Source organism: Paenibacillus sp. FSL P4-0113, assembly GCF_038009305.1.
In the GTDB taxonomy this organism is placed as follows: Bacteria; Bacillota; Bacilli; order Paenibacillales; family Paenibacillaceae; genus Paenibacillus; species Paenibacillus polymyxa_D.
In genome coordinates, this window is sequence record NZ_JBBPAZ010000001.1 from 5552197 (window position 1) to 5575071 (window position 22875).

The window sequence follows — 22875 nt, forward strand, 5'->3', positions numbered from 1 at the left end:
AGAATTTCACGAAATGTAAAGAAACTTAACATTTGAGGGAGTGGGCTTCATGAGAAAAAAGTGGTTAGTTGTATTATTGGCCATGCTGACAGTATTAGCTTTTCCGGTAGGTGCGTTTGCTGCTGACGGTCCGACAAATATTCAACTTCAAGCCGGGCTAAACACGGCCTTTACGTTCTTGGCATTTATACTTGTATTTTTTATGCAAGCGGGATTTGCATTGCTGGAGGCAGGCTCGACTCGAATGAAGAATGCGGGTCATGTCGCTGGTAAAACGATTCTCACCACGGGTGTTGCGGCTTTGTCCTTCTGGGCACTTGGATTTGGATTCGGCTTTGGTAATGATGGCGGAAACGGATTTATGGGACTGACGGGTTTCTTCATGAGTGGTACGGATGCGGCTGCATCGTTTGATGCTCTCTCAGGTTTGGATGTTCCGATTACAATTATGTTTTTGTTCCACTTTGCTTTCGCTGCGGTATCACTTTCTATCGCATGTGGAGGGATGGCAGAGCGTGCAAAATTAAGTGTATACATTATTTTCGGTATTTTGTTCTCCATCGTGATCTATCCGGTTGTAGCTCACTGGGTGTGGGGCGGTGGATGGCTTGGTAAGTTGGGGATGCAGGATTATGCCGGTTCGACGGTAGTCCATTTGACAGGCGCTACGGCAGCACTCGTCGCTACCCTGCTGCTCAAACCGCGTCTGGGCAAGTTTAATAAAGATGGCAAGCCGAACATTATCCCTGGTCATAACCAGGTGTACTCTATCTTGGGTGTTATTATTCTCTGGTTTGGTTGGTTTGGGTTTAACCCGGGTAGTGCTGTATCAGCTATGAACGACGGATTCTTTGGATATGTGGCCTTGACTACCAATATTGCTGCTGCGGCAGGTGGGGTTTTCGCTTTGCTCGTATCCTGGATGGTATATGGAAAAGCAGATATTCCTGCTATGCTAAACGGTGTGCTGGCGGCTTTGGTTGCTATTACTGGTTCTTGTGCCTTTGTAGCACCTTGGGCGGCATTGGTCATTGGTGCAGTTGCAGGGATCGTTACTTTCTTCACAGCGCAATGGTTCGAGCGTGCAAGAGTAGACGACCCGGTATATGCTTTCTCCGTGCACGGTGTTGCAGGGATGTGGGGCGCAGTGTCCACAGGGTTCTTCGCTACTCCTGAGCTTGTAAAAATAACTGGTGTAGGTCAAGCGGGTCTGTTCTATGGTGGTGGATTTACCCAATTAGGAGTACAGCTGCTTGGACTGATTGGCACTTTGGCTTTCGTGTTTGTCATTTCCTTCATTATTCTGGGTGCGATGAAAGCGATTATGGGTATTCGCGTTACAGAAGAGGAAGAAACAATGGGATTGGATATCAGTGAACACGGTACGTACGGCTATCCTGAGCAAATGAAGTTGGTTGCTGAGGCTGAAAAGCGTTCTGGAATTGTGAACTAATATGTAAAATATAAAGAACCAGTATGGATGAGCGGAGGAGATGGAAGTATGGAACTGCAAAATATGGCCCCTTGGGTGAGTTCCGCCGAAGCGATTGATCATGCAGATACACCTGAATCGCTAAGGCGGGCCAGGGTCGACTCTCAAAAATGGTTGCTGGCTTCTCAAGCCTCCGCTCCGTTATCAGACTGGTTACAAACGGCGAATGAAATGCATGACCGCATCGCGGCCAGAGCTGTACAAATGTGCGAAAAAGGGATGGTTGAGGATGGCTTCGGCCCTCCTCCCGTCCCTTACGCATTTATAGCCTTCGGAAGCATGGGGCGCTCGGAATCAACGCTGTGGAGTGACCAGGATAACGGTATGATTATCAGTGACACGATATCTGCCGACAAAGAATTATATTTTAGAGAGTTTGGTCGCAAAGTGTCTGCGATGTTAGAGTATTTGGGATATCCCAAATGTGAGGGGAAAGTAATGTGCTCGGAGCCGTTGTGGCGTCAAACATTATCTGAATGGCAAAAACAGCTAACAAAATGGTCGGACGATTTTGCTTGGGAGCCGATCCGTTATCTGATTATCTCGTCTGATATGAGGCATATCGCTGGAGATGAACGACTATCTGCAAACTGGAAACGAAGTTTTTATGAGTTGTTCCGAATACATCCTGATTTACCCTCGGCGGTACTTAGGAACACGGTGAGGCATAAAGCGACACTTAACATTTTAGGTCAGGTTGTTACCGAGCGCTTCGGTGAGCATGCGGGCGATTTTGATGTGAAATACGGGTTGTACATTCCGCTGGTGAACGCAGTCCGTTTTTTGGCGTTGCAACATGGTGTAGAGGAAACCTCCACCTTCAAAAGGCTCAGTCGTCTCGCATCACTGGAAGCGGCACCGTTGCCTTTACTCGATGCTTGCGAGCGTGCCTTTCGGATTGCGCTTCAGCTACGAATGGCTACACCAGTGAAGGAGAATGATGGATTGCTGGTCAGCAATGGCTACCTGGCTGTAAAGCCGCTGAAACAAGGTAAAGGCTGGCATGAGTTGCGCGAGGCGCTTTCGACGGTACGACGGTTGCATCGTGCGTTGCAAAGGCAGTTGCGATTTATGGAAGGGAGAAGGTCATGAAGGAACCAGCGCAGGGAAGTGGCTTCTGGAGCGCTCTCCGCAGAGGAGGAGTGCCGTCTGCGATCGCATCTGTAATGGGGGCTCCTACGGCTCAACAGATGGCGTTTATTCGCTCCTTAACCCGGGAGCAACGGCGTTCTGAAGTATTGCGGACCCCGCTGGATCGTTTGGAGACGGTAGTTTTTGATCTGGAGACAACGGGATTTTCAGCACAGCATGGAGATGAGATTTTATCGTTCGGGGCGATTCGGGTTGTCGGGGACATGATTATGGAAAAAGAGCAGTTTTATACGCTTGTTAATCCACGGACTGTGATTCCTGAGTACATTACCGAACTAACTGGGATTACCCGGGAAATGACGGATGAAGCTCCACCACTTATGAATGGACTGCACGACTTTATGTCCTTTGTAGGTGGGCGAGTACTTGTAGCACATGCTAGCGCTCATGATAAGGCCTTTTTGAATGCTGCGTTATGGAAAACATCTAAAGTTCAATTGACTCATCGTGTTCTGGATACGATGATGCTTGCCAAATGGCTTGAGCCACAGCAACATCAAACCTACAGTTTGGATGAATTGTTGACCTATCAATCCATTCCGATTGAAGGGCGGCACCATGCGTTAGAGGATGCGAAAATGACGGCTAAGCTGTGGGTTGCTTATGTTCAGGAAATGTTGAAGCGTAATGTGACCAATTTGGCAGATGTCTACGCGCATTTAAGTCATGCCTGATTCAGTACAAGGCATAGCATTCATATACACATCAAAACAGCAAGTTCGCGATTTCGTGGGTTTGCTGTTTTTTTGCGTCCTATTCAGATTTAGAAGGTTAGAGGTGGGGACAGTATGGGCATCCTATGGAGAAGGTAAGGGTCATTTAGACGAAAGACAGGTGATAAGACTGTGAAAAAAATTCTTTTCATGAGAGCGATGGTTATACTGGTTGTGGTTGGGGCTTCATGGGGAGTTATTGCAAACACAACTTATGCAGCAACCCTGTCCATGAAAAATGCACCCTTAAAAGAGGGGAATGGTAGAGAAAAACTTGAAGCTAAGAAAGAGGTAGAGGCTGAAACACATGCGGTAGAGGTATTGAAAAAGCTAAAGCCTGGTCAACGGCTTCCTTCTATGATTTTAAAGGGGTTAAACGGCAAGACCTACGATGTAGGGGCCCCGCGCAATAAGGCTTTGGTTATTAGCTTTTGGGCTTCATGGTGCGATCCGTGCCGATTAGAAGCGCCTATGCTGAATGAGTTGTATAGTAAGTACAAAGATGATGTAGATGTGTATGGTATCAATGTAACTCGTTATGATCGATTGGAGGATGTACAGAAGTTTTCCCGCTCTTTGGATCTCCAGTTTCCCATTTTACTTGATGAGCAAGGAGCATTGTTTGAACGAGTTGGAGGGGTGGCTTTTCCAACTCATGTAATGGTTGATCCTCATGGACAGGTCAGCGAAATCATCATCGGCATGCTCAGTGAGCAGGAGTTGGAACGCAAAATAGAAACTCTTCAAAAAAAGAAGGTGTCTTTGGGAGCCGAGTAGACCGCCAAAGGCACCTTATAAGCTCATGCGAGCAACTGATTAATGATTAACTAATCCATGATGAGTAAGCTCTGACTGATCGTTTGTTGGAGTTGGTGCTTCCAACAATGCGTAACGGAAGCTGTCCAAGAGAGCTTCCCAGCTGGCTTCAATTACATTTTCGGATACGCCTACGTTACTCCAGACGTCCTCGTAATTTTTAGACTCAATGAGCACACGTACCTTGGCGGCGGTGGCATCCTTTTCGTCAAGCACACGTACCTTGTAGTCGGCCAAATGCATGTCCCGCAAAGCAGGGAAATATTGAGAAAGAGCCTTGCGGAGTGCGTTATCGAGCGCGTTGACAGGACCGTTGCCTTCAGCTGCAGTATAGACACTCGTCCCTGCGACATTCAGTTTCAAGAATGCCTCGGATACGACCGGGCGGCCGGCTGTTTTCTCTACCAGCACTTTGAAGGATTCAAAAGAGAACATTTCCTTCACTTCACTACCTGCTTCACGAATGAGCAGTTCCAGCGAAGCGTCCGCGCCTTCAAACTGGTATCCCTGATGCTCCAGTTCCTTGATGCGGCTAATTACGCCACGTGCCTCATCACTGGATGGGTCAAGGGTGATGCCCAGCTCTTGCGCTTTGGATACCACGTTGCTTTGCCCGGCCAGTTCGGAGACCAAGACCCGCTGCTTGTTCCCCACAAGTTCAGGAGCGATGTGCTCATAAGTTCGCGAGTCGCGCAGAATGGCTGACACATGAATGCCCCCCTTATGGGCAAAAGCTGCATTGCCAACATAAGGCTGGTTCACAGGCATATTGACGTTGGCGACTTCACTCACAAAGCGGGCTGTATTGTGGAGTTGACTTAACTTCTCGGTATCTAGACAGTCGTAACCCAGCTTGAGCTGCAAATTAGGAATGACGGAGCACAGGTTAGCGTTACCACACCGTTCACCGTACCCGTTAATAGTACCCTGAACCTGCCTTGCGCCTGCTTGTACAGCACTTAGAGAGTTCGCTACTGCCAACTCGCAGTCATTGTGTGTATGAATACCCAACTGTGACCTCGTTATCTGGCTTTGCAGCATAGTGACAATTTCCTGAATCTCATGCGGCAGGGTACCGCCGTTTGTATCGCACATCACGAGCCAATCCGCGCCTGCTTCTTCAGCTTTTTTCATAACGGCCATTGCATACTCCGGATTGTTTTTATATCCGTCAAAAAAATGCTCGGCATCAAAAATAACCTCCATGCCCCCTTGCTTTAAAAAGGCGATGGAGTCGTAAATCATAGACAGATTTTCCTCCAGTGTCGTCTGTAAGGCAGTGTGTACATGAAAATCCCATGATTTACCCACAAGTGTAGCAGCCTGAGCGCCGGATTCCAGAATTCGTTGCAGATTGACATCCTGTGCTGCGATGCTATCTTTGCGGCGCGTGCTGCCGAAGGCTACAATCTTTGCCCGAAGGCCCAGTTCTTGTACCCGTTTGAAAAATTCGATATCCTTGCTGTTGCTTCCGGGAATCCCGCCTTCAATATAATGAACACCGAGATCATCGAGTTTTTTGGCGATTTTCAATTTGTCATCAGCAGACAAGCTAATTCCTTCTCCTTGAGTGCCGTCTCGCAGCGTTGTGTCAAAGATAGAAATAGCGGTGGACATGAGGGACTCCTCCTTTGCGGATTGCTCAGATTGGTGATATTCTGCTTTTTTAAGCACATTAATTTAGTAGTTTAACGCTTAAAAACAGGAAAGCGTTAGTTTGTCGTGTTCGTATGTTAGTCGATTATATCAACTTATGACTTCAATTGTAATATATAATTATCATTTTTAGCCGCAAAACCTTTATTTTTTATGTAAAATAGAAATGGTACTTAAGGGTATCTCAAGTGTAAAATCAAAACACATATTCCCGCGATGACGGGTGAATTTACAGTTAAAAGAAGGGTTGAGCATGAAAGATGTCAGTGCTTATTATCCGGTTGGCGGGCGAGTTATTCTGCATGTGGATATGAACGCATTTTATTGTTCCGTTCATGCCGCGGAGGAGCCGGAGAAATATGAGGGACTACCTACCGCGGTGGCAGGCAGTAGTGAGCTGCGCAAAGGTGTAATTGTAACCTGCTCTTATGAAGCCCGACGATTGGGCATTTCAACAGGAATGGTCGTTCAGCAGGCTCGTCGGATCTGTCCACAGCTCATCGTAATACAGCCTGATTTTCACTTGTATCGTCGTTATTCCAAAGCGTTTATGAGCATTGCATATTCGTATACGCCTATGCTGGAAGCAACTTCAATTGATGAGTGTTATCTGGATATTTCTGGATCCAAACAGTTTGGAACACCTATGGAAATTGCTGAGGAAATCCAGCGCAGAGTAGAAGACGAACTAGGCCTGCCCTGTTCCATTGGAGTTGCTCCCAACAAGTTGCTGGCCAAAATGGCCTCTGATCTGAAAAAACCGCGCGGGATTTCTGTTCTACGTTTGCGTGATGTACCCAACATTTTGTGGAACCTACCTTGTGGTCAATTGTTTGGTGTGGGCCGCAAAACGGCAGATAAGCTTCTACAAATGAACATTCGCACCATTGGGCAACTGGCTAAGGCTGATGAACATATGCTGGTTGGGGTATTTGGTGTGACGGGTTCGTGGTTAAAATTGGCTGCTAACGGGATTAATCATTCTCCAGTCAGCACTGAGCGGGAGCCAAACAAGTCTATCGGCCACACGACCACCTTACCTATGGATGTGGTCAAACTGGAAGAAGCCCAACGGGTACTTCTTAACATTAGTGATCAGGTAGCCCGGCGGCTTCGACGACACGGTATGCTGGCAGGAGGTATACAATTGACGATTCGGACGCCGGATATGAAGACCTTTACGCGTTCTCAAGTCAGGAGCACTCCTACGGAAAGTGCAGAGGACATATATAAGGAAGCTTGTGCGTTATATCGTCGCCATTGGGGAGAAGATAAGCCTGTGCGCTTGCTGGGGATTACGCTACAGCAGCTTATTCCAAAGGAGGAAGCGGCCGTTCAAATGGATCTATTTGAATACCAGGATCAGCCCAAGAAAGAAAGCTTATTGAAGACGATGGATGCACTTCGCGACAAGTTTGGTGAAAATGCAATTTTGACCGCTGGGATGCTGGGAGATGATCCTTCGGTACTTCTTCGCAACTCCAAGTTGCGCGGAACTTCGCTGCAAAAAGACAATCTACCAACTCCGGAGTGAACTTTTGGATAGATTAGTGCAAGCAGAAGCTTACGTTATAAGCATTTTTTGCATGAAGGATAAAGGAAAATAATTTGTAATAATATTGGGTTTGTATTAATATGTGAATAGAATGCAAAAGCTGGTTTGTTTGATTGTATAGGAGGAAGAGAAAAGTTATGGCTAAATACACTTGGGTAGAAAAAGATACATGCATTGCATGCGGAGCCTGTGGCGCTACAGCACCAGACATTTATGATTATGATGATGAAGGTTTGGCTGAAGTGATCTTTGAAGGGGATGCCAACCAAGGCATCAAGGCGATCTCAGAAGACCTGTTTGATGATATGCAGGATGCTTGTGACGGTTGCCCTACGGATTCCATTAAAGTAGCAGACGAGCCGTTCAATAAAGAAGGTTAAGCGTAGGCTTCTTTGATAGGCACAGCACCGACAGTTCCCTTCGCCGTATAACGGTGAAAGTAAGCTGTTGGTGCTGTTTTTTTAGGTTATAGAATGGTTCAGCGGAGGCTGAACCATTCTATAACCGCAAGAAAAACTTCTGCCAAGCGCGGTCTGGCTTCTGTGAAAGTACGTCGATAGACGTTTTTCTTATGTGCTGTCCATCAAGTCTATTTTTACCGATATACATAATAGGAAGTATGCAAGATTACACGATCAGGAGGATCCGATGAACCATTCGCCTCATCTTAAATCGTATGTGAAAAAACACCCTGATAATAAAATGGCCTGGTATTTACTCGGCAAAGAGTATGAGAGCAGCGGTCAGGAGGGCAAAGCAAATTATTGCTTTAATCGCGCAGGAGAAGTGTTCGAAGCCTTCGAGCATAAACAGATTCCGGCAGACGTATGGATGGAATATCAGGATAAACTGGTTCAGATGTCCAAGGAGAAGGAGCGAAGGACGGCTCGAACACGTCACCTGTTAACTGCGTTAATGGTACTACTGCTCATATGGGTTCCTTCAGCTAATTCACCGAGACCTTCAAATGAGAATACATTTGATCCATCTGGAACTGAGCAGGCAGCAATTGATAATATTGAAGTTACGAAAGTGGCCACTGCTGATCCGAAGGAGACGGCCCAGATCGGTGTGGTTGGTGGTGTGTTTACGGCTCAAGCTCGAAAAGGGAGTGAAGCTGGAACGGGGCTTACTGATATGTTGGCTAAGACTAGCCGACTGCCATCCAGGACTACGGTGTTGGGCATGGAGCAAGGGGGCTCGTGGCTGCTCTGGAGAGAGGGCATGAAACCATTACTTAGTGTACAGAACAAAGGAAACGGCGGATTAGCTGTTCAGTCTTACGACGCAGCTGCGTGTGCTTGTAAGCCGTCAGACAGTGAAAATCTTCGCAAAGCAGGTCTAAAATGGGCTGCTGGACAGGAGGAATTAGCTGTGCTGAATAGCTCCATGCGTGCTTTTCGCTCACAGCATCAACGTCTTCCCCAGAGTCTTGATGAACTGACTCGAGACTTTCCCGCTAACACGATGTATGGTACGACAGACGGGATGAAGAAGGCTTTTACACCTATGCGTAATTTACTTGCTTCACCAGGAAAGGGAACAGGGAAGGCAGTAGATTTAGACGCTGACTCGTTGGCCGGAAGCAGTCCATTACTGGCATCGTCATTGCACGGAAGGCCTTTTCTGGGGCAACCGCTGCGAATTGTGGTGGACAAATCTAAGCATAGGCTCGCCCTGGTAAGTGGCAATGTACTTATTCGAAATTATCCTATCGGTTTGGGTGGAGAAAGAACACCAGAAGGGAAATTTGTGGTTACCGATAAAGTAGTAAATCCGAACGGAAAATCCAACGGTGAGTTTGGCAGCCGTGGAATGCAACTGTCTGCAACGAATTATGCCATTCATGGCACGAACGAGCCGGACAGCATTGGCAAAAATGAGTCTTTGGGTTGCGTCCGAATGGGTAAAGAGGATGTGGAGGAATTGTTTGCACTCGTACCTTCGGGTACGGAGGTAGTCATTGGTAACGGGGGATTGCCTGATCAAGTGCTTGTGCCTGGTTCTCGATTTACAAGTGAGCCGCAGCATGACCAGACGAATCCCCGCAAAACCTATCACTGGCTAAATTAAAATTTTGATGCTATTGCTACTTGGTGTTTAACGATTTCCTGCTTGTGCTAAAACAATGACCAGAATAATTACAATGATGAGGAGAACAAAGCTGACGGCGGTCCATACAATCGCTTTCTTGTTCACCTCATCCTTTTTCTTTTGCAGACTGGGCGGCTTGCGCTTGGTCTTCATATCAGCAATCCCTCTTTTCTAACGAGCTAAGGTCTTGTCTTACTATGTCCATTGTAAATGGTTTGATTATACATTTTCAATGACATCTCCATGACAACTGAATTGTTCTGATGTTGCACCTCGCAAATTACTTTCTTTTTGGTATGGAAAAAGCTAAACTATTTTGTAGAGATGTTTTTTTAGGATTGTGCAAGGGCATAGAACGGAGTGGATGAATCGTGTTGTATCGAAGGATTGCGAAACCTGTTTTTTTTAAAATGAGTCCAGAGACGGCCCATCATGTAGTCATTGACGGTTTAAAACATGCGGGCTCACTTCCTGGTGGAGCAGCGACACTGCGAGGAATGTACGGAGTCAAGGAAACGGAGGATCTTGCCGTTGATCTGTTTGGCATTCATTTTCCCAACCCGATTGGACTGGCTGCAGGACTGGATAAAAATGCAGAAGCGGTTACTGGTTTTTCTTCCATCGGGTTTGGATTTATGGAAGTGGGAACGGTGACACCTGTGGGACAGCCCGGTAACGATCGGCCACGTTTGTTCCGACTGCCTCCCGATGAGGCATTAGTCAATCGGATGGGCTTTAACAATCTGGGTGCTGAGAGCATGGCCAAGCGTCTGGCTGCACTCAAACATCGACCTGTTCCGGTCGCAGTTAATATCGGCAAAAATAAAATCACGCCCAATGAGGATGCTCATAAGGACTATGAAAAGTGTATTTCCGCACTGTATCCGTATGCGGACTTCTTTGTAGTGAATATTAGCTCGCCGAATACGCCGGATTTACGAAAGCTCCAGCATGGTGATGAACTGAAGTCGTTATTGGAAGCGGTTCGGGCAGAGATGGGAGTCCAGGCGAAAAAGTATGGCAATGCCAAGTCTGTACTGGTTAAAATTGCGCCAGATGTATCGGATGAGGAATTGGAATATATGACAGATGCGATTGCTGCCAGTGGAGTAGACGGCATTATTGCGACCAATACAACGATATCCAGAGCTGGTTTAACGCACCGAAATGCGAGTGAAACAGGAGGGCTGAGTGGTAAGCCGCTGCGTGACCGTTCCACAGAGGTCATCGGACGGGTGTATCGCCAGACGGAAGGTAAGCTTCCTATTATCGGATCAGGCGGTATATTCACGAGCCGTGATGCCTATGACAAAATTAAAGCAGGCGCAAGTCTGATTGAAATTTATACAGCATTGATCTACGAAGGGCCGGAAGTAAATAGAGCTATACATGCTGGCCTGCGTGAGCTGCTTCGAAAGGACGGCTTTAGACACATTACCGAGGCTGTTGGTGCAGATCACAGATAAAAAAGTGTTGTCGGAAGAGACAGGAGGTACGGGGATGGACGGAAGAGACTGGGGAACATTTTTACTGCCATACGATCAGGCGGTGGAAGAGCTTAAGGTCAAGTTCAAAACAATGCGTGCGGAGCTGAAAAAGCGCGAGGAATACGCTCCTATCGAATTCGTAACCGGACGGGTTAAAAAAATATCAAGCATCCTCGATAAGGCGAAGAGATTACAGGTTCCTTCTGATCAGCTGGAGACGGGAATCGAGGATATTGCAGGCATTCGCATTATGTGTCAATTTGTAGAGGATATTCGGCGGGTGGCCGAATATATCAGAAGACGTAAGGATTTGACCGTACTGTATGAAAAGGACTATATCACCAATTATAAAGACAGTGGCTATCGCAGCTTTCATATGATTGTGGAGTATCCGGTTCAGACAGCAGTCGGGCTGAAAATCGTGCTGGCAGAAATTCAAATCCGTACTTTGGCTATGAATTTTTGGGCAACCATAGAGCATTCTCTTAGCTATAAGTATCGTGAAAGCTTGCCTGATAATATGCGTACACGGTTGAAAAAGGCAGCTGAGGCAGCCTTTGTATTGGATAATGAGATGTCTTCCATGCGTCTTGAAATATTGGAAGCGCAGAAAAAATTCGAGGATGAAGCCAATATCGTTTCCAAAGTGCTAACAGGCATGCATCGGCTGTATTTCTACCATAAGATCAGTGAAACGATTGATGCGCAGCGCAGATTCAATGAACTGTGGGAACGGCACGACATGGAAGGAATCAAGCTGCTTCACGATGAGGTCAAGGAGATGCTAGAAGCCTCTACCAAGGAAGAAGACAGGGATGAGTATTAAATGGCACACCTTTCCTACGAACCGCTGTACGTGACTTATTTGGTATACTTCAATCGTGATCGGGATTACTTTGAATGTCATGAGGTACTGGAAGAGCTGTGGCTTAAGCTGGACCGTGACCCTGTATATAAAGGTTTGCTGCAAGTTGCTGTAGGGCTGTATCATTTTCGGAATGGTAACTATCGTGGTGGACATATGATGCTGGATAGTGCGGTCCACCGGTTGGAGCATGCTCCTTCGCAGGCGCTGGGCATTAATATGGTGAAGCTGGTGGAAGAGGCGCGCATTTGCGCTCGTCAGCTTGCTGAAGCTGTTATGACCGGCACGGAAGAGCTTCAGCAAGAACCGCCGGTTTATCGGGATATGACGATTGAAATCGTCGAGCCCGGGTTGCGCCGGGCCGTGGAGAAGGCGTCGTCGTCCATTCCAGTCAACATCCCGCAGCAGAGAGGTCCTCGGCGTGGGGAAAAGCATGAGCAGCGTCAGCAGGCGCTGGAAGCTTCTATTAGGCGAAGACAGGCCGCTGGCGGCTCAGGTTCTGTCTCAGCGGAAACGAAGGATGCACCTTGAGTTTGAAGCGCATGATAAGCAAGCAGCCCGATCCGTTTCATGAGGATCGGGCTGCTTTATCGTTTTGAGGTGTGTAAGGTTTGCCTAGGAGGTTACGTTCTTTTTATATTTCTCAAAGAAGGCTTTGAAATCGTCGAGTGTGTATCCATTGTCCGAAGGATTTTCCTTCAACCCGCCTACCATACGTTCCTTTTCCACGCCTTTTTCGTAATAAATGAGCGTAGGGGTATACTCAATCTTATACTTGTCCCAGCCATCCTCATACTCACGCAGGTTAAATTCGTGCATCGTGATGTTCTCCTGCTTGCTCAAAGGCAAGAGCTTAGGAGTAGTGGCGCGGCAATGCACACAGTCGGAGGCGAAATGATAGACGAAAAAGTTTTCCTTTTTGTCAATTTTGCTCTGTAAATCTTCCGGCTTAATAATTTGCTGATAGTTCGGGTCATTCAGCAGCTCTTGAGTAGCAGGATTTAACGAGGCTGTGGAAACGCCATACAGCTTGTTTTTAGTGCCTGAATTTAAAGCGAGCAGCACACCAATCAAAATGACCAGCACAACAAAAAAGCCGATGACGGGTATAAGCTTTTTTTTGTTGGAATTTTGTGCGTTCAATGCAATCTCTCCTATCAAAATTCAAAATATGCAGCTATGAATCTTATTATTATACAACATTACATCTTGTAGTGAAAGTTTGTAAATCACACGGATATTGCGGGATAACAGGTTGAATATGGTACAATAAAATTTATTTTAAAAGGACAGGATGATTACGATTATGGGTGTACAGCTCCCCACAGCATTTGTAAAGCGCATGGAGCAATTGCTCGGCGAAGAATTTGAAGCATTTATGACTGCCTATGACCACACGCCCCATGCCGGGATTCGCGTCAATACATTAAAAATTCCGGTAGAGGACTTTAAGAAACGTTCTCCGTTCGAACTGCGGCCGATTCCGTGGTGTGCCACGGGTTTTTATATTCCGCACGGTACAAAGCCGGGATTACACCCTTACTACCATGCGGGGCTGTACTATGTACAGGAACCGAGTGCAATGTCTCCGGTTGAGCTGCTCAATGTAGCTCAGGACGAAGCTGTATTGGACTTATGTGCTGCACCGGGCGGGAAATCAACCCAAATAGCTGCCAAATTACAAGGAAGCGGCGTATTGGTGACAAATGATATTAGCGCGGACCGAACCAAAGCGTTGGCTAAAAATGTGGAATTGTACGGTGTGCGTAATGCCGTGGTACTGAATGAAAGCCCGGATCGAATCGCCGATGCCTTTCCACATTTTTTTGACAAGATACTAATTGATGCACCTTGCTCGGGAGAAGGTATGTTCCGCAAGGATGAGGACATGGCAAAACAATGGGAAACGCATTCGGTAGATAAATGTATAGTCATGCAACGGGACATTTTGCGTGTAGCGGCCTCAATGCTGAGCGCAGGAGGGAGAATTGTCTATTCGACCTGCACCTTTGCGCCAGAAGAAAATGAAGGAATGATCGCAGAATTTCTGGAGGCTCACCCCGATTTTGACGTAGTCCCTGTTTCATCAGAAGCAGGCTTTGCACCAGGCCACCCGGAATGGATGAGTGAAGAGGTCGCGTCAGCATACCCCGAGCTGCGGGGAACAGCACGCCTTTGGCCGCATCTAGTAGAGGGAGAAGGCCATTTTATCGCTGTATTGCAGCATCAGGGGGGGCATGCCGCTGCGATAGAAGATCACACTGAATCGGAGGATTTGACTCCATTTGAGGACAAGGATGATAGGGCATTGAATATAGATGCAGCGTATCCACGGAAGAAGCCGTTTTTGTCCGTCAGGGAAGCGCAGACGCCAAGCCGTCAAGGAAGACATGGAACTGGTGAGCCTAAACGAAGTGGAAAAGGAATGGACGGGAAGTCCGGTAAAGGAAGGTCCGCGCGCGGCTTGGGTGGCATTAAGTCCCGATCTGGCAAAGAAAATGTAAAATCCGCTGCACGCTCCCCACAGGATGTGCTGGAATCCTATCACCAATTTGTGAAGGAGCAACTGGAAGTGTCTTTTACAGGCTATACGGTGGTTTATGGAGATCGCATTTATCAGTCGCCACTGGCATCACATCGTTTGGACGGCCTTAAGGTGGTGCGACCAGGCTGGTTTATGGGTACTGACAAGAATGGTCGCTTTGTGCCTTCACACCCGCTGGCGGTGGCATTACGCTCTTCAGAGGCGGTTAGAAGCATCAATCTCTCCAGTTCAGATGCTGAGGCCATCCGGTATTTAAAAGGGGAGACCTTGTCCATCCCCGTTGAGAGAATGGCACTGCGGAACGAAGTCCAGCCCAAAGGCCATACTCTCGTGTGCATTGATGGTTATTCGGCTGGGTGGGGCAAATGGCAGGATGGCATGCTCAAAAATGAATACCCTACAGGCTGGAGGTGGACATCGGTATGAGTGGAAAAGGGAGACAAACGCAACGTTTGGATAAAGTTTTAACCCATATGGGATATGGCACCCGTAGTGATATCAAGCGACAGGTGAAGCAAGGGATAATCACGGTAAACGGGAAGACCACCAAGGATAGCGGCTTACAGGTTCATCCATACCAGGATCAGATTGAAGTGAACGGGGAACGTGTTGTTTTTCGGGAGTATATTTATATCATGCTGCATAAGCCACCAGGTGTCATCTCTGCAACTGAAGATACAAGGGAGCGGACGGTACTGGATTTGCTGAGTGCGGAGGAACGACATTTTGAGCCTTTTCCAGTAGGACGTTTAGATAAAGATACAGAAGGATTATTGCTATTGACCAACGACGGTAAACTAGCGCATGAGCTACTTTCTCCACGGCGGCATGTTCCTAAAACGTATGAAGCTACCGTGTCGGGTCATGTCACGGAGGAGGATATTCTTCAATTTACAGCAGGAGTGGAACTGGATGATGGGTATGTTACCCTTCCCGCACAGTTGACTATTCTTCGCCACGAACATCCGTACCAGGCAGATGGAGAAGTCATTTCCTATATTTCGCTTGTCATCCATGAGGGTAAATTTCATCAAGTGAAGCGTATGTTCGAGGCGGTTGGTAAAAAGGTGACCTATTTGAAAAGAACGGCCATGGGACCATTGAAGCTGGATGAACAGCTTCCACTGGGCAGCTATCGAGAGCTGACTAGTGAAGAGCTGGCATGGATCGGCCGGGATATAGCGTCTGCAACGTAAGAAGTTTGATGAGCAGATTAAATATAAATGACGCACAGGCTCTTATAAGATTCCTGTGCGTCATTTTAGGGTATAGACAACCAGACAGAGAATTATTCAAACTCAACTTTTAACAACGAATCGCAGTTTACAAATTATTGTGCGCGTGCTGCCCGACTTTTTTTCACTTCGGCTGCCTTATAAGCTGTAACCTTGTTTTTACCTGTCGTTTTGGATATGTACATCGCTTGATCGGCCTGTTTAACCAGTTCATCCGGGTTCATTTCCTTCTTCACTGTACTGTGTCCGACACTGATCGTGACAATGCTTTCTTCCGCGACCCGTTCGCGGATACGTTCTGCGACATGTCCAACCTTGGCCCGTCGATCCACAACCATTGCGACCAGTTCCTCGCCACCATATCGTCCGGTCAGTCCGATTTCATCCAGTTCATCCTCCATAATCTGTGCCACCTGTTTGAGTACTTCATCGGCACGAGCATGACCCTGCGTATCATTCAGCTTTTTGAAATTGTCAATATCGCAAAAAATGACCGACACGCGGATTCCCTGGTCCATATATCGCCGTAGTCGCCCCGAAAAATATTTACGGTTATATAGCCCGGTCAGGCCATCGGTGATGGAAGAACGGTAAATCCTTTGGAGCAGCTCCACAATTCGTTCAAATAGAATGATGAATAACGTAGTGTAGTACAACAATGGTAAAAATGACATATATAAGACTGTGTTTGATTTGCCAGCTTCTTCAGGGATGTCATTTCGCAGCCATAAATAGCCGAGCCAGAGCGAATACATGAATAAGCCCGCCACATACTTCTTTGGCTGCCCGATTCGTGGGGTGATAAACACAAGGCTCAGTATAAGCACCAGTACCCGATAAAATAGAGTGAACCCAACCAGTTTCGCTACGCTGATCCAAGCGGGCAACAAACCTGCTGTCCAGGCAGTAACCGGCAATATCAATAACGCACCCAGCAGTAGCAAGGTCCATGTCTGCACACGTTTTAGCTTCCGGTATAGTTGAAATACGGCGGCATTGATGAGTACGAAGGCAGACGCCTCCAGTACATTTTTCCACACGATTCCTTGGAGTTGCATCTTGCCTCCGCCTGCTGAATAGAGATTCATGGCTTCATATGTCATAATAATAATAGCGGCAACTGAAAAAAGGATATAGGCTTTTTTTCGTTGTCTGCTATATATGATCACGCACATCAGTGCCATCATGAGTATAATATACAAACCGCAGGCTGCACTTACGGCCTCGGCCAGAGATGGGAAACCCAAGGTTCCCGATAAGGACAACAACGTCAACATCACCGACTCCATTTGCAAAAATAGTCAATCTATTGAACGGATGATATCGTTCCGATACAATAGACAGGATTTATCCCATTTAAAATGTTATAATTTTCTTTTGTGACTAACATTTATTCTCAATATATCATCTTTCAGAAAATCCGGAAACCTATACATACATCTGTGATCCGGGCAGTCTAATGCTTGAAAGGGGAAGCACGTCATGAAATTGCTACAGGCTCTCTTTTTCCCACCCGAGCAACCGGGAGGTGTTTCATCCATGATTCCATATCTGCAAGAGCGATTTACATCCCCCCGTTGGGAAATGGAGCTATTTTCAATCCCTAAACGGATTCGTAACAAGGGTAGGGACGAAGTAATTTTTGATACCTTTGACTGGACGAGATATGAACAATATCCAATCGTTCAAAAATATATTCAGACGTACCGTGACTATTTGTGGTGGACCCGGCTTCGTATTCAGAAGCCCTATGACCTCATTCATGCTCATCATCCGATTGCCGGTATTGCTATGAAAACTGTTTTTCCTGACATCCCGCTTGTACAGACGATTCACTCTTCCTATGAGAAGGAGTTAATCCTAAACGGGAAAATAGAGGAGAACGGGCCTGAACACCAATTCTTGGTATCACTGTACGGGGAAATGGAGCAGAAGGCGGATCGCCTGATAGCGGTATCTCATTCTTTTCAGCATTATTTAACTCCTTACGTTCAGAATCCGCAAGACATTGCAGTCATTCCGAATGGATATGATGAGAAGCGCTTCAAGCCCATTCCACACGAAAATGAAGTGACACAGCTCATAACCGTTTGCCGCCTTGTTCCGGCGAAAGGATTGGATATTTTATTGAGGGCCTGTGCTGAACTTAAAAAAAGAAATATGGAATTTGTGCTTCATATTATTGGAGATGGCCCGGTTCGCCCTGAGCTGGAAGAGATGGCGCGAGAGCTCGATATATACCATGAGACGATTTTTTATGGATATACCCTTCATCCAGAAGAGTTTATGCCTTTCTTTGATGTATTTGTTTTGCCTTCTCGAGCGGAGGCCTTTGGTTCGGTATTTGCGGAAGCAGCGTTGAGTTGTCTGGCATTGGTAGGCACAGAAGTGGGAGGAATACCGGAGCAGATTGAGGATGGGGTCAATGGTCTGCTCGTGCCACCCGACCATCCGAAGGCACTGGCAGACGCATTAGAAAAGGTCATCGCTGATCCTGCCTATCGTTATGAGTTGGCTAGATCTGCCTGCGATAAGGCTAAATCAAGCTATTCTTTGAGTCGAGCGGTTAACGAGTTGAAGAAAATGTATTTGAAATTTCCACACTAACCATGACGAGTATCACCTGGTTTGGGATCAGAATGCCGAAGGCTGGAGTGAGGACGTGAGGACCGGAAAGGTCTCCCGCGTCCTGCCATGATCAGTTTACTAACCCACATCAGACTGAGCATCCCGAAAATAGGATAAAGAACAGATAACAGTGAGCTGAAGCCGAACTGACTGATTAAAAAACAGGTGAGCATAATGAATAGTGTGATGAGCTTGGGCGAAATTTGGACATGCTGACGAATTTGCAGACTGACTCCGTAAATGTCGGCCACAAAGGTACTGAAGATTTCCATGAAAATGAGTAGAATGTATATGATTTCGACGAAGGCACCCAGACGGTAAGCAATGCTTCCCATAGGAATTTCAAATTGCTGAATGCCCGGCATATGCGCTGACATGGCAAAGTGCGCAGCCATCAGCATAAATCCGACACCAATTCCTCCCAAAACTCCGCCCCAGCGGATGGTTCTTCGGGAAAAGGTTTGGCTGCCAAGGGGTACAAGCACGGCTTGGGCCATAGTTAGGTTGAAGGACGTGTACAGTAGTGGAGAGAGCAAGGTTCGAAATGTACTGTGATCTGTCGTATTCGTAATAAAACTCTCAGGATTGGGCATGGAGAGCGTGCTGTGAACGAGCAGAAGAGACATGATGATCATCAAAGGGACAACCACGGTGTTCATGTGCAAGATGGCTTTAATGCCTTTACTTAGCAGCAAATAAGTTCCAATCAGTGTAATAAGCAGTCCGGTTTGGTAATGCAGGTGAAGGTGCTCTACAAAAACAGAGCCGGCTCCTGCCAGCATGACACTGTTTACGCCAATCAGCACGATGAGCGTGAACCAGCTAATCCATTTCCCGGCATTGGCGCCAAAAAGATGTTTGTTCAGGTCCTCGTAGGATTTGGCTGAAATATCATGAGCGATCAGCATCATTTTCGTACCCAACCATACAAATATGATTGTGGATAGCATAATAGTGAGTGTAGCCCAACGACCATACTGCGTAAAAAATTGCAGAATTTCTTGTCCGGTAGCAAATCCGGCACCGACGATTGTACCGATGTATGTAAAAGCAATCTGAAAAACATGAATATTACGTTTCATCCCCAGTCCCTCCTTGCCTGCTTGAATAACGCTGCAGCGAGCATATAATACAAACTATGTTCAACTGAAATAGGACATGACTGGATGAGACTGAAAAATAATTAAAGTGAATTTAATGAATAGCTTGACGGGAGCGTAATTTATGGGTCAAATCCTTGCATGGATACTGGAATACGGATATTTGGCAATGTTCGGCTTGCTTGCACTTGGAGTAGCGGGTATGCCGATACCCGACGAAGTGCTAATGATCGCCTTCGGCGGGCTCGTGTCTCAAGGGCACTACAACTTCATTGCTGCACTGGCAGTCACATTTTTCGGTAGTATGACGGGTATGATGCTTAGCTACACACTAGGGCGTCTGCTGGGAAAACCACTATTGCATCGATACGGAAAATGGGTGAGGCTTACGCCTTCTAGGATTGCCTCTTCTGAAAATTGGTTTGGGCGCTATGGGACCTGGGGAATTCTGTTCGGATATTTTGTCCCCGGCTTGAGACATGTATCCTCATATCTGGCAGGCACAACCCGTCTAGGCGTTTTTCGCTATATCACTTATGCATCAGCAGGAGCTTTGCTGTGGTGCGGAACATTTTTGGGGATTGGACATGCGGTGGGCTTGCATTGGGAGCAGGTGGCGAAGCTAATGGAGAAGGTGACGCATCGGGTAGGGCTGATCGTTATTCTTTTAATCGTTGTGGGAGGAATCTCCGTATGGTTCTGGAATAAGCGTAAAAAAAATGTCACATGACCTGATGGAAAGCAGCTATAGCTTGAAAGCAGCGGGTGAAGTATGGTACTTTTACCGCATAGGAATGCCGTGGGAGGTCATGTAATGGAAGTATTAAAGGAACGAATTATAAATGAAGGCGTGATTGCATCAGATAAGGTGCTGAAGCTGGATGGTTTGCTTAATCACCAGGTTGATCCGGAGCTGACAATGGCAATGGGACGAGAGTTCGCAGCACGTTTCCGAGAAGAGAAGATTACCAGAATAGTGACCGTGGAGTCCTCAGGCATTGCTATCGGGTTTGCGACAGCATTGGAATTGGGTGTCCCGTTGGTATTCGCTCGTCGTAAAAAGACCCTACTAGCTGATCCAGACGCGCTGTGTGAACGCGTACCTTCGTTTACTAAAGGTATTGTTACGGATATTATGCTGTCTCGCCAATTTATTCACGAAGATGATCGTGTTCTTTTCATTGATGATATTATCGCTAATGGTGATGCGGCGCGAGGCATGGTTAAAATCATTCAACGCTCCGGAGCTGAGTTGGTTGGATTCGGTGTCGCGGTGGAAAAAAGCTTTCAGGCCGGAGCGAGAACCATCCGTGAGCAGGGTATTCGTGTAGAGTCATTGGTCAAAATTTCGTCGTTAGCGGACGGTAAGATTGAGTTTGCTGAATAGTAACAATTCAAAACTCCTGTTCCTTATTTCTAATAATAACCTTTGCATGAGCTTCAATTTCGCTTATAATATAGTTAAGGTTTTGGAGAGGAGGCAGCAACATGGGGAAAGAACAATTGACCGAACAGTTTTTTCTGGAAAAACTGGCAGCGGCTAAAGTACACTTTGAGCGTGCCTTGGATTGTAAGCATACGGAATTTGACGATTTGTATCCCTATATGATTGAACATCCTCAGTTTTTTTGGTATAAACGCTATGTGGCCTGGTCTGAGTTGTTGACGTTGGTTAACCTATGCGAAGAATTGTCCTTCTCTTGGAAAGAAGAATTTACTGCTCACCAAGTGGAGTATGTAGATCAGCGAGTGTTGTCTGCACAAGTGCTGGACTTCTGGTACGAGAAGAACGATACAAAAGAACATGATCACAGTGTAAATCAGTCGGGATAATTTGTCGCTCTGTTGGCAATCCATATAAGTAGTAAGTGAGAAGAGACCTAAATGATTCATTTAGGTCTCTTTTTAAACTTTTTCGTGCATAGAATCATGGTCGCTGTGTTATTAAAAAAAGTGTATAAGGAGGGGACAAGGATGATTATGGACGAAGAATTGGATGCTTATCGACTCTCCGGTGAAAAGGTGCGTGTCGTACGCGATGGATTGGAGACCAACGATGTTGTTGGCATTGTACTGGCATGGGATGATGAACAGGTGCTTATTCGCCGCCAGAATCGACGTGTGGTCAAATTGGATCGCAGCTATACATATCAGCCGTTCAGCGAGCCACGTCACAATCCGATAGATCTGGATTAGGAATGGGTTCCAAATGGGTGTTGGTTAAAAATAACTGGGTGATTCATTAGGCATACAGAAACTCTAAATCGGACACAGTAATGAAGGAAAATCCAAGAGAGAGGACGTGCTGTGTCAATGACGGTTATGGACGAAAAAGTACATGCATATAAGGATCAAATCAGCCATTTGGAAGATCAGTTGCCCGAGGTAGTTCATGCATATCATCGCTTTACCGGAGAGTGCTTTCAAGCCGGAAGCTTAGATGAGAAAACCAAGCAACTGATTGCACTAGGCATTGGCTTATTTGCCAACAATGAAGTATGCACGTTTTATCACGTAGACGAGGCGCGGTCCAAAGGAGCTAGTGATCAGGAAATTATGGAGACCATTGCTGTAGCCGCAGCGGTAGGTGGAGGACATGCTCTAAGTCAAGGGGTTACGCGTGTACAGAAGGCGTTGCAATAAAGCGAATCATTAATTGATATGCTTATGCTTCATCTTAGTGGTTATAGATCGATTTGGATATATGATGGATATGGAAAGGAGCTTCCGAGCACAGTTGGTGTCTGCGGAAGCTTTTTTTTGCGTGTTTATCGTGCGGGGATTATGCTCTTCTGCTTGTGGCAACAGCAGCAGGGCGGGACGTTTTACGCTTATAGGCCAAAGAGGATGTAACCAAACTTCGATCAACGATGCGTAGGGGGTTGGAAGTAGAATTGTTTGGTAATTCGGGGCGATGTTTCTCTAGTAAAGGAAGGGCAGCTGTATGGGGCATAGAGGTTGAGAGCCCCAGATATGCTCGCATCCGCTCATACATTTCTTTGCGGAATGCTGGCATTGCCATACTGAACTGCTCTTTATTGCCTTTACTTATATAGGTGGCGTGAACGCCGGAGTGGTTTTGTTGTATGTTCAGAACATGAATGTGATATTTATTAAATTCATGTTTTACTTCAGACAGTAGGATTCCGGTACGATCTACACCTGCGTTAACCATTTCGACATAAAGATCAGGGGTTTTCAGCATACCGCTTTCTTCAAGAATTAGGCTGTCCCGCTCAAATACTTTTTGAATAAAGGTAAGGAGCAGATAACTTTTCACAAGAGACCATTCATGCTGAGTAGTATCTAAAGAGGTCATTACCATTCACCGCCTTAGGAAAATGTGATGATAATTCATAAACGATTGAAGAAAAGGAACATTCATTCCTAAGAACCTATGTTCTTATTTTAGTTTATTATTCCTTTTTTATCAAGAGGAAATTAACGAACATAAAAGGTTTGACATCTTGATATGTGCATGGTATGATCTATCTTGTCGCTAAGAAAGATTGATCTTTCGAGGACAAACGATAATTT

General features: G+C 46.4%; 24 protein-coding genes. 18 read left to right on the forward strand and 6 right to left on the reverse strand.

Annotation, left to right across the window (positions count from 1 at the left end; genetic code table 11):
• Positions 1–49: 49 nt before the first annotated feature.
• The 4 genes from MKX46_RS24455 (at position 50) to MKX46_RS24470 (ending at position 4134) form a co-directional block, all read left to right on the forward strand.
• A complete protein-coding gene (locus tag MKX46_RS24455; protein ID WP_029516714.1) occupies positions 50–1453 on the forward strand; it encodes an ammonium transporter in 1404 nt (467 codons plus the stop codon).
• A gap of 48 nt (positions 1454–1501) precedes the next feature.
• Complete coding sequence (locus tag MKX46_RS24460) at positions 1502–2584, forward strand: DUF294 nucleotidyltransferase-like domain-containing protein (RefSeq protein ID WP_029516715.1); 1083 nt, start codon at positions 1502–1504, stop codon at positions 2582–2584.
• On the forward strand, positions 2581–3318 hold the full coding sequence (locus MKX46_RS24465; protein ID WP_029516716.1) for an exonuclease domain-containing protein: 738 nt from the start codon (positions 2581–2583) through the stop codon (positions 3316–3318). Before MKX46_RS24460 ends, MKX46_RS24465 begins: the two co-directional genes overlap by 4 nt.
• Positions 3319–3489: 171 nt before the next feature.
• Positions 3490–4134: a TlpA family protein disulfide reductase gene (locus MKX46_RS24470; protein ID WP_341071883.1), complete on the forward strand. Its 645-nt coding sequence runs from the start codon at positions 3490–3492 to the stop codon at positions 4132–4134.
• Between the two features lie 39 nt (positions 4135–4173).
• On the opposite strand, the gene cimA is transcribed toward MKX46_RS24470, so the two are convergent.
• Complete coding sequence (gene cimA, locus MKX46_RS24475; protein WP_341071884.1) at positions 4174–5790, reverse strand: citramalate synthase; 1617 nt, start codon at positions 5788–5790, stop codon at positions 4174–4176.
• 292 nt (positions 5791–6082) lie between these two features.
• Between cimA and MKX46_RS24480 the strand changes: the two genes are divergently transcribed.
• The 3 genes from MKX46_RS24480 (at position 6083) to MKX46_RS24490 (ending at position 9457) form a co-directional block, all read left to right on the forward strand.
• On the forward strand, positions 6083–7363 hold the full coding sequence (locus MKX46_RS24480) for a DNA polymerase IV (protein WP_029516719.1): 1281 nt from the start codon (positions 6083–6085) through the stop codon (positions 7361–7363).
• A gap of 158 nt (positions 7364–7521) precedes the next feature.
• Positions 7522–7764, forward strand: a complete 243-nt coding sequence (locus tag MKX46_RS24485) for a ferredoxin (protein WP_013309730.1) — start codon at positions 7522–7524, stop codon at positions 7762–7764.
• A 268-nt stretch (positions 7765–8032) separates the two neighbouring features.
• Entirely contained in the window at positions 8033–9457 is a 1425-nt protein-coding gene (locus tag MKX46_RS24490) for a L,D-transpeptidase (protein ID WP_069011087.1), read from the forward strand.
• Positions 9458–9484: 27 nt separating this feature from the next.
• Here MKX46_RS24490 and MKX46_RS24495 read toward each other — a convergent pair whose 3' ends face one another.
• A complete protein-coding gene (locus MKX46_RS24495; RefSeq protein ID WP_023988033.1) occupies positions 9485–9631 on the reverse strand; it encodes a hypothetical protein in 147 nt (48 codons plus the stop codon).
• A 218-nt stretch (positions 9632–9849) separates the two neighbouring features.
• On the opposite strand from MKX46_RS24495, the gene MKX46_RS24500 reads away from it, so the two are divergent.
• The 3 genes from MKX46_RS24500 to MKX46_RS24510 are packed head-to-tail and all read left to right on the forward strand — an operon-like array spanning position 9850 to position 12361.
• Positions 9850–10944 (forward strand): quinone-dependent dihydroorotate dehydrogenase, encoded by a 1095-nt coding sequence (locus MKX46_RS24500; protein WP_029516721.1) that lies wholly within the window; start codon positions 9850–9852, stop codon positions 10942–10944.
• Positions 10945–10978: 34 nt separating this feature from the next.
• Positions 10979–11791, forward strand: coding sequence for a GTP pyrophosphokinase (locus MKX46_RS24505; protein WP_023988035.1), 813 nt, complete (start codon positions 10979–10981; stop codon positions 11789–11791).
• Positions 11792–12361 carry a DUF309 domain-containing protein gene (locus MKX46_RS24510; RefSeq protein ID WP_029516722.1) on the forward strand — a complete coding sequence of 190 codons (570 nt, stop codon included), beginning with the start codon at positions 11792–11794 and terminating at the stop codon, positions 12359–12361.
• 84 nt (positions 12362–12445) lie between these two features.
• Here the strand turns inward: MKX46_RS24510 and MKX46_RS24515 are convergent, their stop codons facing one another.
• Positions 12446–12973 (reverse strand): thioredoxin family protein, encoded by a 528-nt coding sequence (locus MKX46_RS24515; protein WP_029516723.1) that lies wholly within the window; start codon positions 12971–12973, stop codon positions 12446–12448.
• Between the two features lie 163 nt (positions 12974–13136).
• Between MKX46_RS24515 and MKX46_RS24520 the strand changes: the two genes are divergently transcribed.
• Both MKX46_RS24520 and MKX46_RS24525 read left to right on the forward strand, forming a co-directional pair.
• On the forward strand, positions 13137–14801 hold the full coding sequence (locus MKX46_RS24520; protein WP_069011088.1) for an RsmB/NOP family class I SAM-dependent RNA methyltransferase: 1665 nt from the start codon (positions 13137–13139) through the stop codon (positions 14799–14801).
• Positions 14798–15571, forward strand: a complete 774-nt coding sequence (locus MKX46_RS24525; RefSeq protein ID WP_341071885.1) for a pseudouridine synthase — start codon at positions 14798–14800, stop codon at positions 15569–15571. The genes MKX46_RS24520 and MKX46_RS24525 overlap by 4 nt, the downstream gene beginning before the upstream one ends.
• Positions 15572–15705: 134 nt before the next feature.
• Here the strand turns inward: MKX46_RS24525 and MKX46_RS24530 are convergent, their stop codons facing one another.
• Entirely contained in the window at positions 15706–16887 is a 1182-nt protein-coding gene (locus MKX46_RS24530) for a GGDEF domain-containing protein (protein WP_341071886.1), read from the reverse strand.
• A gap of 205 nt (positions 16888–17092) precedes the next feature.
• Here MKX46_RS24530 and MKX46_RS24535 point away from each other — a divergent pair, with 205 nt between their 5' ends.
• Positions 17093–18217, forward strand: coding sequence for a glycosyltransferase family 4 protein (locus MKX46_RS24535; RefSeq protein ID WP_029516727.1), 1125 nt, complete (start codon positions 17093–17095; stop codon positions 18215–18217).
• Here MKX46_RS24535 and MKX46_RS24540 read toward each other — a convergent pair.
• A complete protein-coding gene (locus MKX46_RS24540; protein ID WP_307349546.1) occupies positions 18214–19320 on the reverse strand; it encodes a YkvI family membrane protein in 1107 nt (368 codons plus the stop codon). The two genes, MKX46_RS24535 and MKX46_RS24540, sit on opposite strands and share 4 nt — an antisense overlap.
• A 142-nt stretch (positions 19321–19462) precedes the next feature.
• On the opposite strand from MKX46_RS24540, the gene MKX46_RS24545 reads away from it, so the two are divergent.
• The 5 genes from MKX46_RS24545 to MKX46_RS24565 all read left to right on the forward strand — a co-directional run bounded on the left by MKX46_RS24545 (position 19463) and on the right by MKX46_RS24565 (position 21981).
• Positions 19463–20068, forward strand: coding sequence for a DedA family protein (locus tag MKX46_RS24545; RefSeq protein ID WP_029516729.1), 606 nt, complete (start codon positions 19463–19465; stop codon positions 20066–20068).
• 84 nt (positions 20069–20152) lie between these two features.
• Positions 20153–20725: a xanthine phosphoribosyltransferase gene (locus MKX46_RS24550; protein WP_341071887.1), complete on the forward strand. Its 573-nt coding sequence runs from the start codon at positions 20153–20155 to the stop codon at positions 20723–20725.
• A 101-nt stretch (positions 20726–20826) separates the two neighbouring features.
• On the forward strand, positions 20827–21171 hold the full coding sequence (locus MKX46_RS24555; RefSeq protein WP_007429850.1) for a hypothetical protein: 345 nt from the start codon (positions 20827–20829) through the stop codon (positions 21169–21171).
• A gap of 141 nt (positions 21172–21312) precedes the next feature.
• Positions 21313–21534: a hypothetical protein gene (locus MKX46_RS24560; protein WP_029516731.1), complete on the forward strand. Its 222-nt coding sequence runs from the start codon at positions 21313–21315 to the stop codon at positions 21532–21534.
• 117 nt (positions 21535–21651) lie between these two features.
• Complete coding sequence (locus MKX46_RS24565; RefSeq protein WP_013309744.1) at positions 21652–21981, forward strand: carboxymuconolactone decarboxylase family protein; 330 nt, start codon at positions 21652–21654, stop codon at positions 21979–21981.
• Between the two features lie 139 nt (positions 21982–22120).
• Here MKX46_RS24565 and MKX46_RS24570 read toward each other — a convergent pair whose 3' ends face one another.
• Positions 22121–22657, reverse strand: a complete 537-nt coding sequence (locus tag MKX46_RS24570; RefSeq protein ID WP_341071888.1) for a hypothetical protein — start codon at positions 22655–22657, stop codon at positions 22121–22123.
• Between the last annotated feature and the right edge of the window lie 218 nt (positions 22658–22875).

Excerpts from the sequence above, each read along its gene's own strand:
- MKX46_RS24480 (WP_029516719.1), top strand. The coding sequence starts at position 6,083 with ATGAAAGATGTCAGTGCTTATTATCCGGTTGGCGGGCGAGTTATTCTG.
- MKX46_RS24505 (WP_023988035.1), top strand. The coding sequence starts at position 10,979 with ATGGACGGAAGAGACTGGGGAACATTTTTACTGCCATACGATCAGGCG.
- MKX46_RS24565 (WP_013309744.1), top strand. The coding sequence starts at position 21,652 with ATGACGGTTATGGACGAAAAAGTACATGCATATAAGGATCAAATCAGC.
- MKX46_RS24460 (WP_029516715.1), top strand. The coding sequence starts at position 1,502 with ATGGAACTGCAAAATATGGCCCCTTGGGTGAGTTCCGCCGAAGCGATT.
- MKX46_RS24535 (WP_029516727.1), top strand. The coding sequence starts at position 17,093 with ATGAAATTGCTACAGGCTCTCTTTTTCCCACCCGAGCAACCGGGAGGT.
- MKX46_RS24545 (WP_029516729.1), top strand. The coding sequence starts at position 19,463 with ATGGGTCAAATCCTTGCATGGATACTGGAATACGGATATTTGGCAATG.
- MKX46_RS24540 (WP_307349546.1), bottom strand. The coding sequence starts at position 19,320 with ATGAAACGTAATATTCATGTTTTTCAGATTGCTTTTACATACATCGGT.
- MKX46_RS24455 (WP_029516714.1), top strand. The coding sequence starts at position 50 with ATGAGAAAAAAGTGGTTAGTTGTATTATTGGCCATGCTGACAGTATTA.
- MKX46_RS24510 (WP_029516722.1), top strand. The coding sequence starts at position 11,792 with ATGGCACACCTTTCCTACGAACCGCTGTACGTGACTTATTTGGTATAC.
- MKX46_RS24495 (WP_023988033.1), bottom strand. The coding sequence starts at position 9,631 with ATGAAGACCAAGCGCAAGCCGCCCAGTCTGCAAAAGAAAAAGGATGAG.
- cimA (WP_341071884.1), bottom strand. The coding sequence starts at position 5,790 with ATGTCCACCGCTATTTCTATCTTTGACACAACGCTGCGAGACGGCACT.
- MKX46_RS24550 (WP_341071887.1), top strand. The coding sequence starts at position 20,153 with ATGGAAGTATTAAAGGAACGAATTATAAATGAAGGCGTGATTGCATCA.
- MKX46_RS24485 (WP_013309730.1), top strand. The coding sequence starts at position 7,522 with ATGGCTAAATACACTTGGGTAGAAAAAGATACATGCATTGCATGCGGA.
- MKX46_RS24570 (WP_341071888.1), bottom strand. The coding sequence starts at position 22,657 with ATGACCTCTTTAGATACTACTCAGCATGAATGGTCTCTTGTGAAAAGT.
- MKX46_RS24525 (WP_341071885.1), top strand. The coding sequence starts at position 14,798 with ATGAGTGGAAAAGGGAGACAAACGCAACGTTTGGATAAAGTTTTAACC.
- MKX46_RS24490 (WP_069011087.1), top strand. The coding sequence starts at position 8,033 with ATGAACCATTCGCCTCATCTTAAATCGTATGTGAAAAAACACCCTGAT.
- MKX46_RS24520 (WP_069011088.1), top strand. The coding sequence starts at position 13,137 with ATGGGTGTACAGCTCCCCACAGCATTTGTAAAGCGCATGGAGCAATTG.
- MKX46_RS24530 (WP_341071886.1), bottom strand. The coding sequence starts at position 16,887 with ATGTTGACGTTGTTGTCCTTATCGGGAACCTTGGGTTTCCCATCTCTG.
- MKX46_RS24560 (WP_029516731.1), top strand. The coding sequence starts at position 21,313 with ATGATTATGGACGAAGAATTGGATGCTTATCGACTCTCCGGTGAAAAG.
- MKX46_RS24465 (WP_029516716.1), top strand. The coding sequence starts at position 2,581 with ATGAAGGAACCAGCGCAGGGAAGTGGCTTCTGGAGCGCTCTCCGCAGA.
- MKX46_RS24555 (WP_007429850.1), top strand. The coding sequence starts at position 20,827 with ATGGGGAAAGAACAATTGACCGAACAGTTTTTTCTGGAAAAACTGGCA.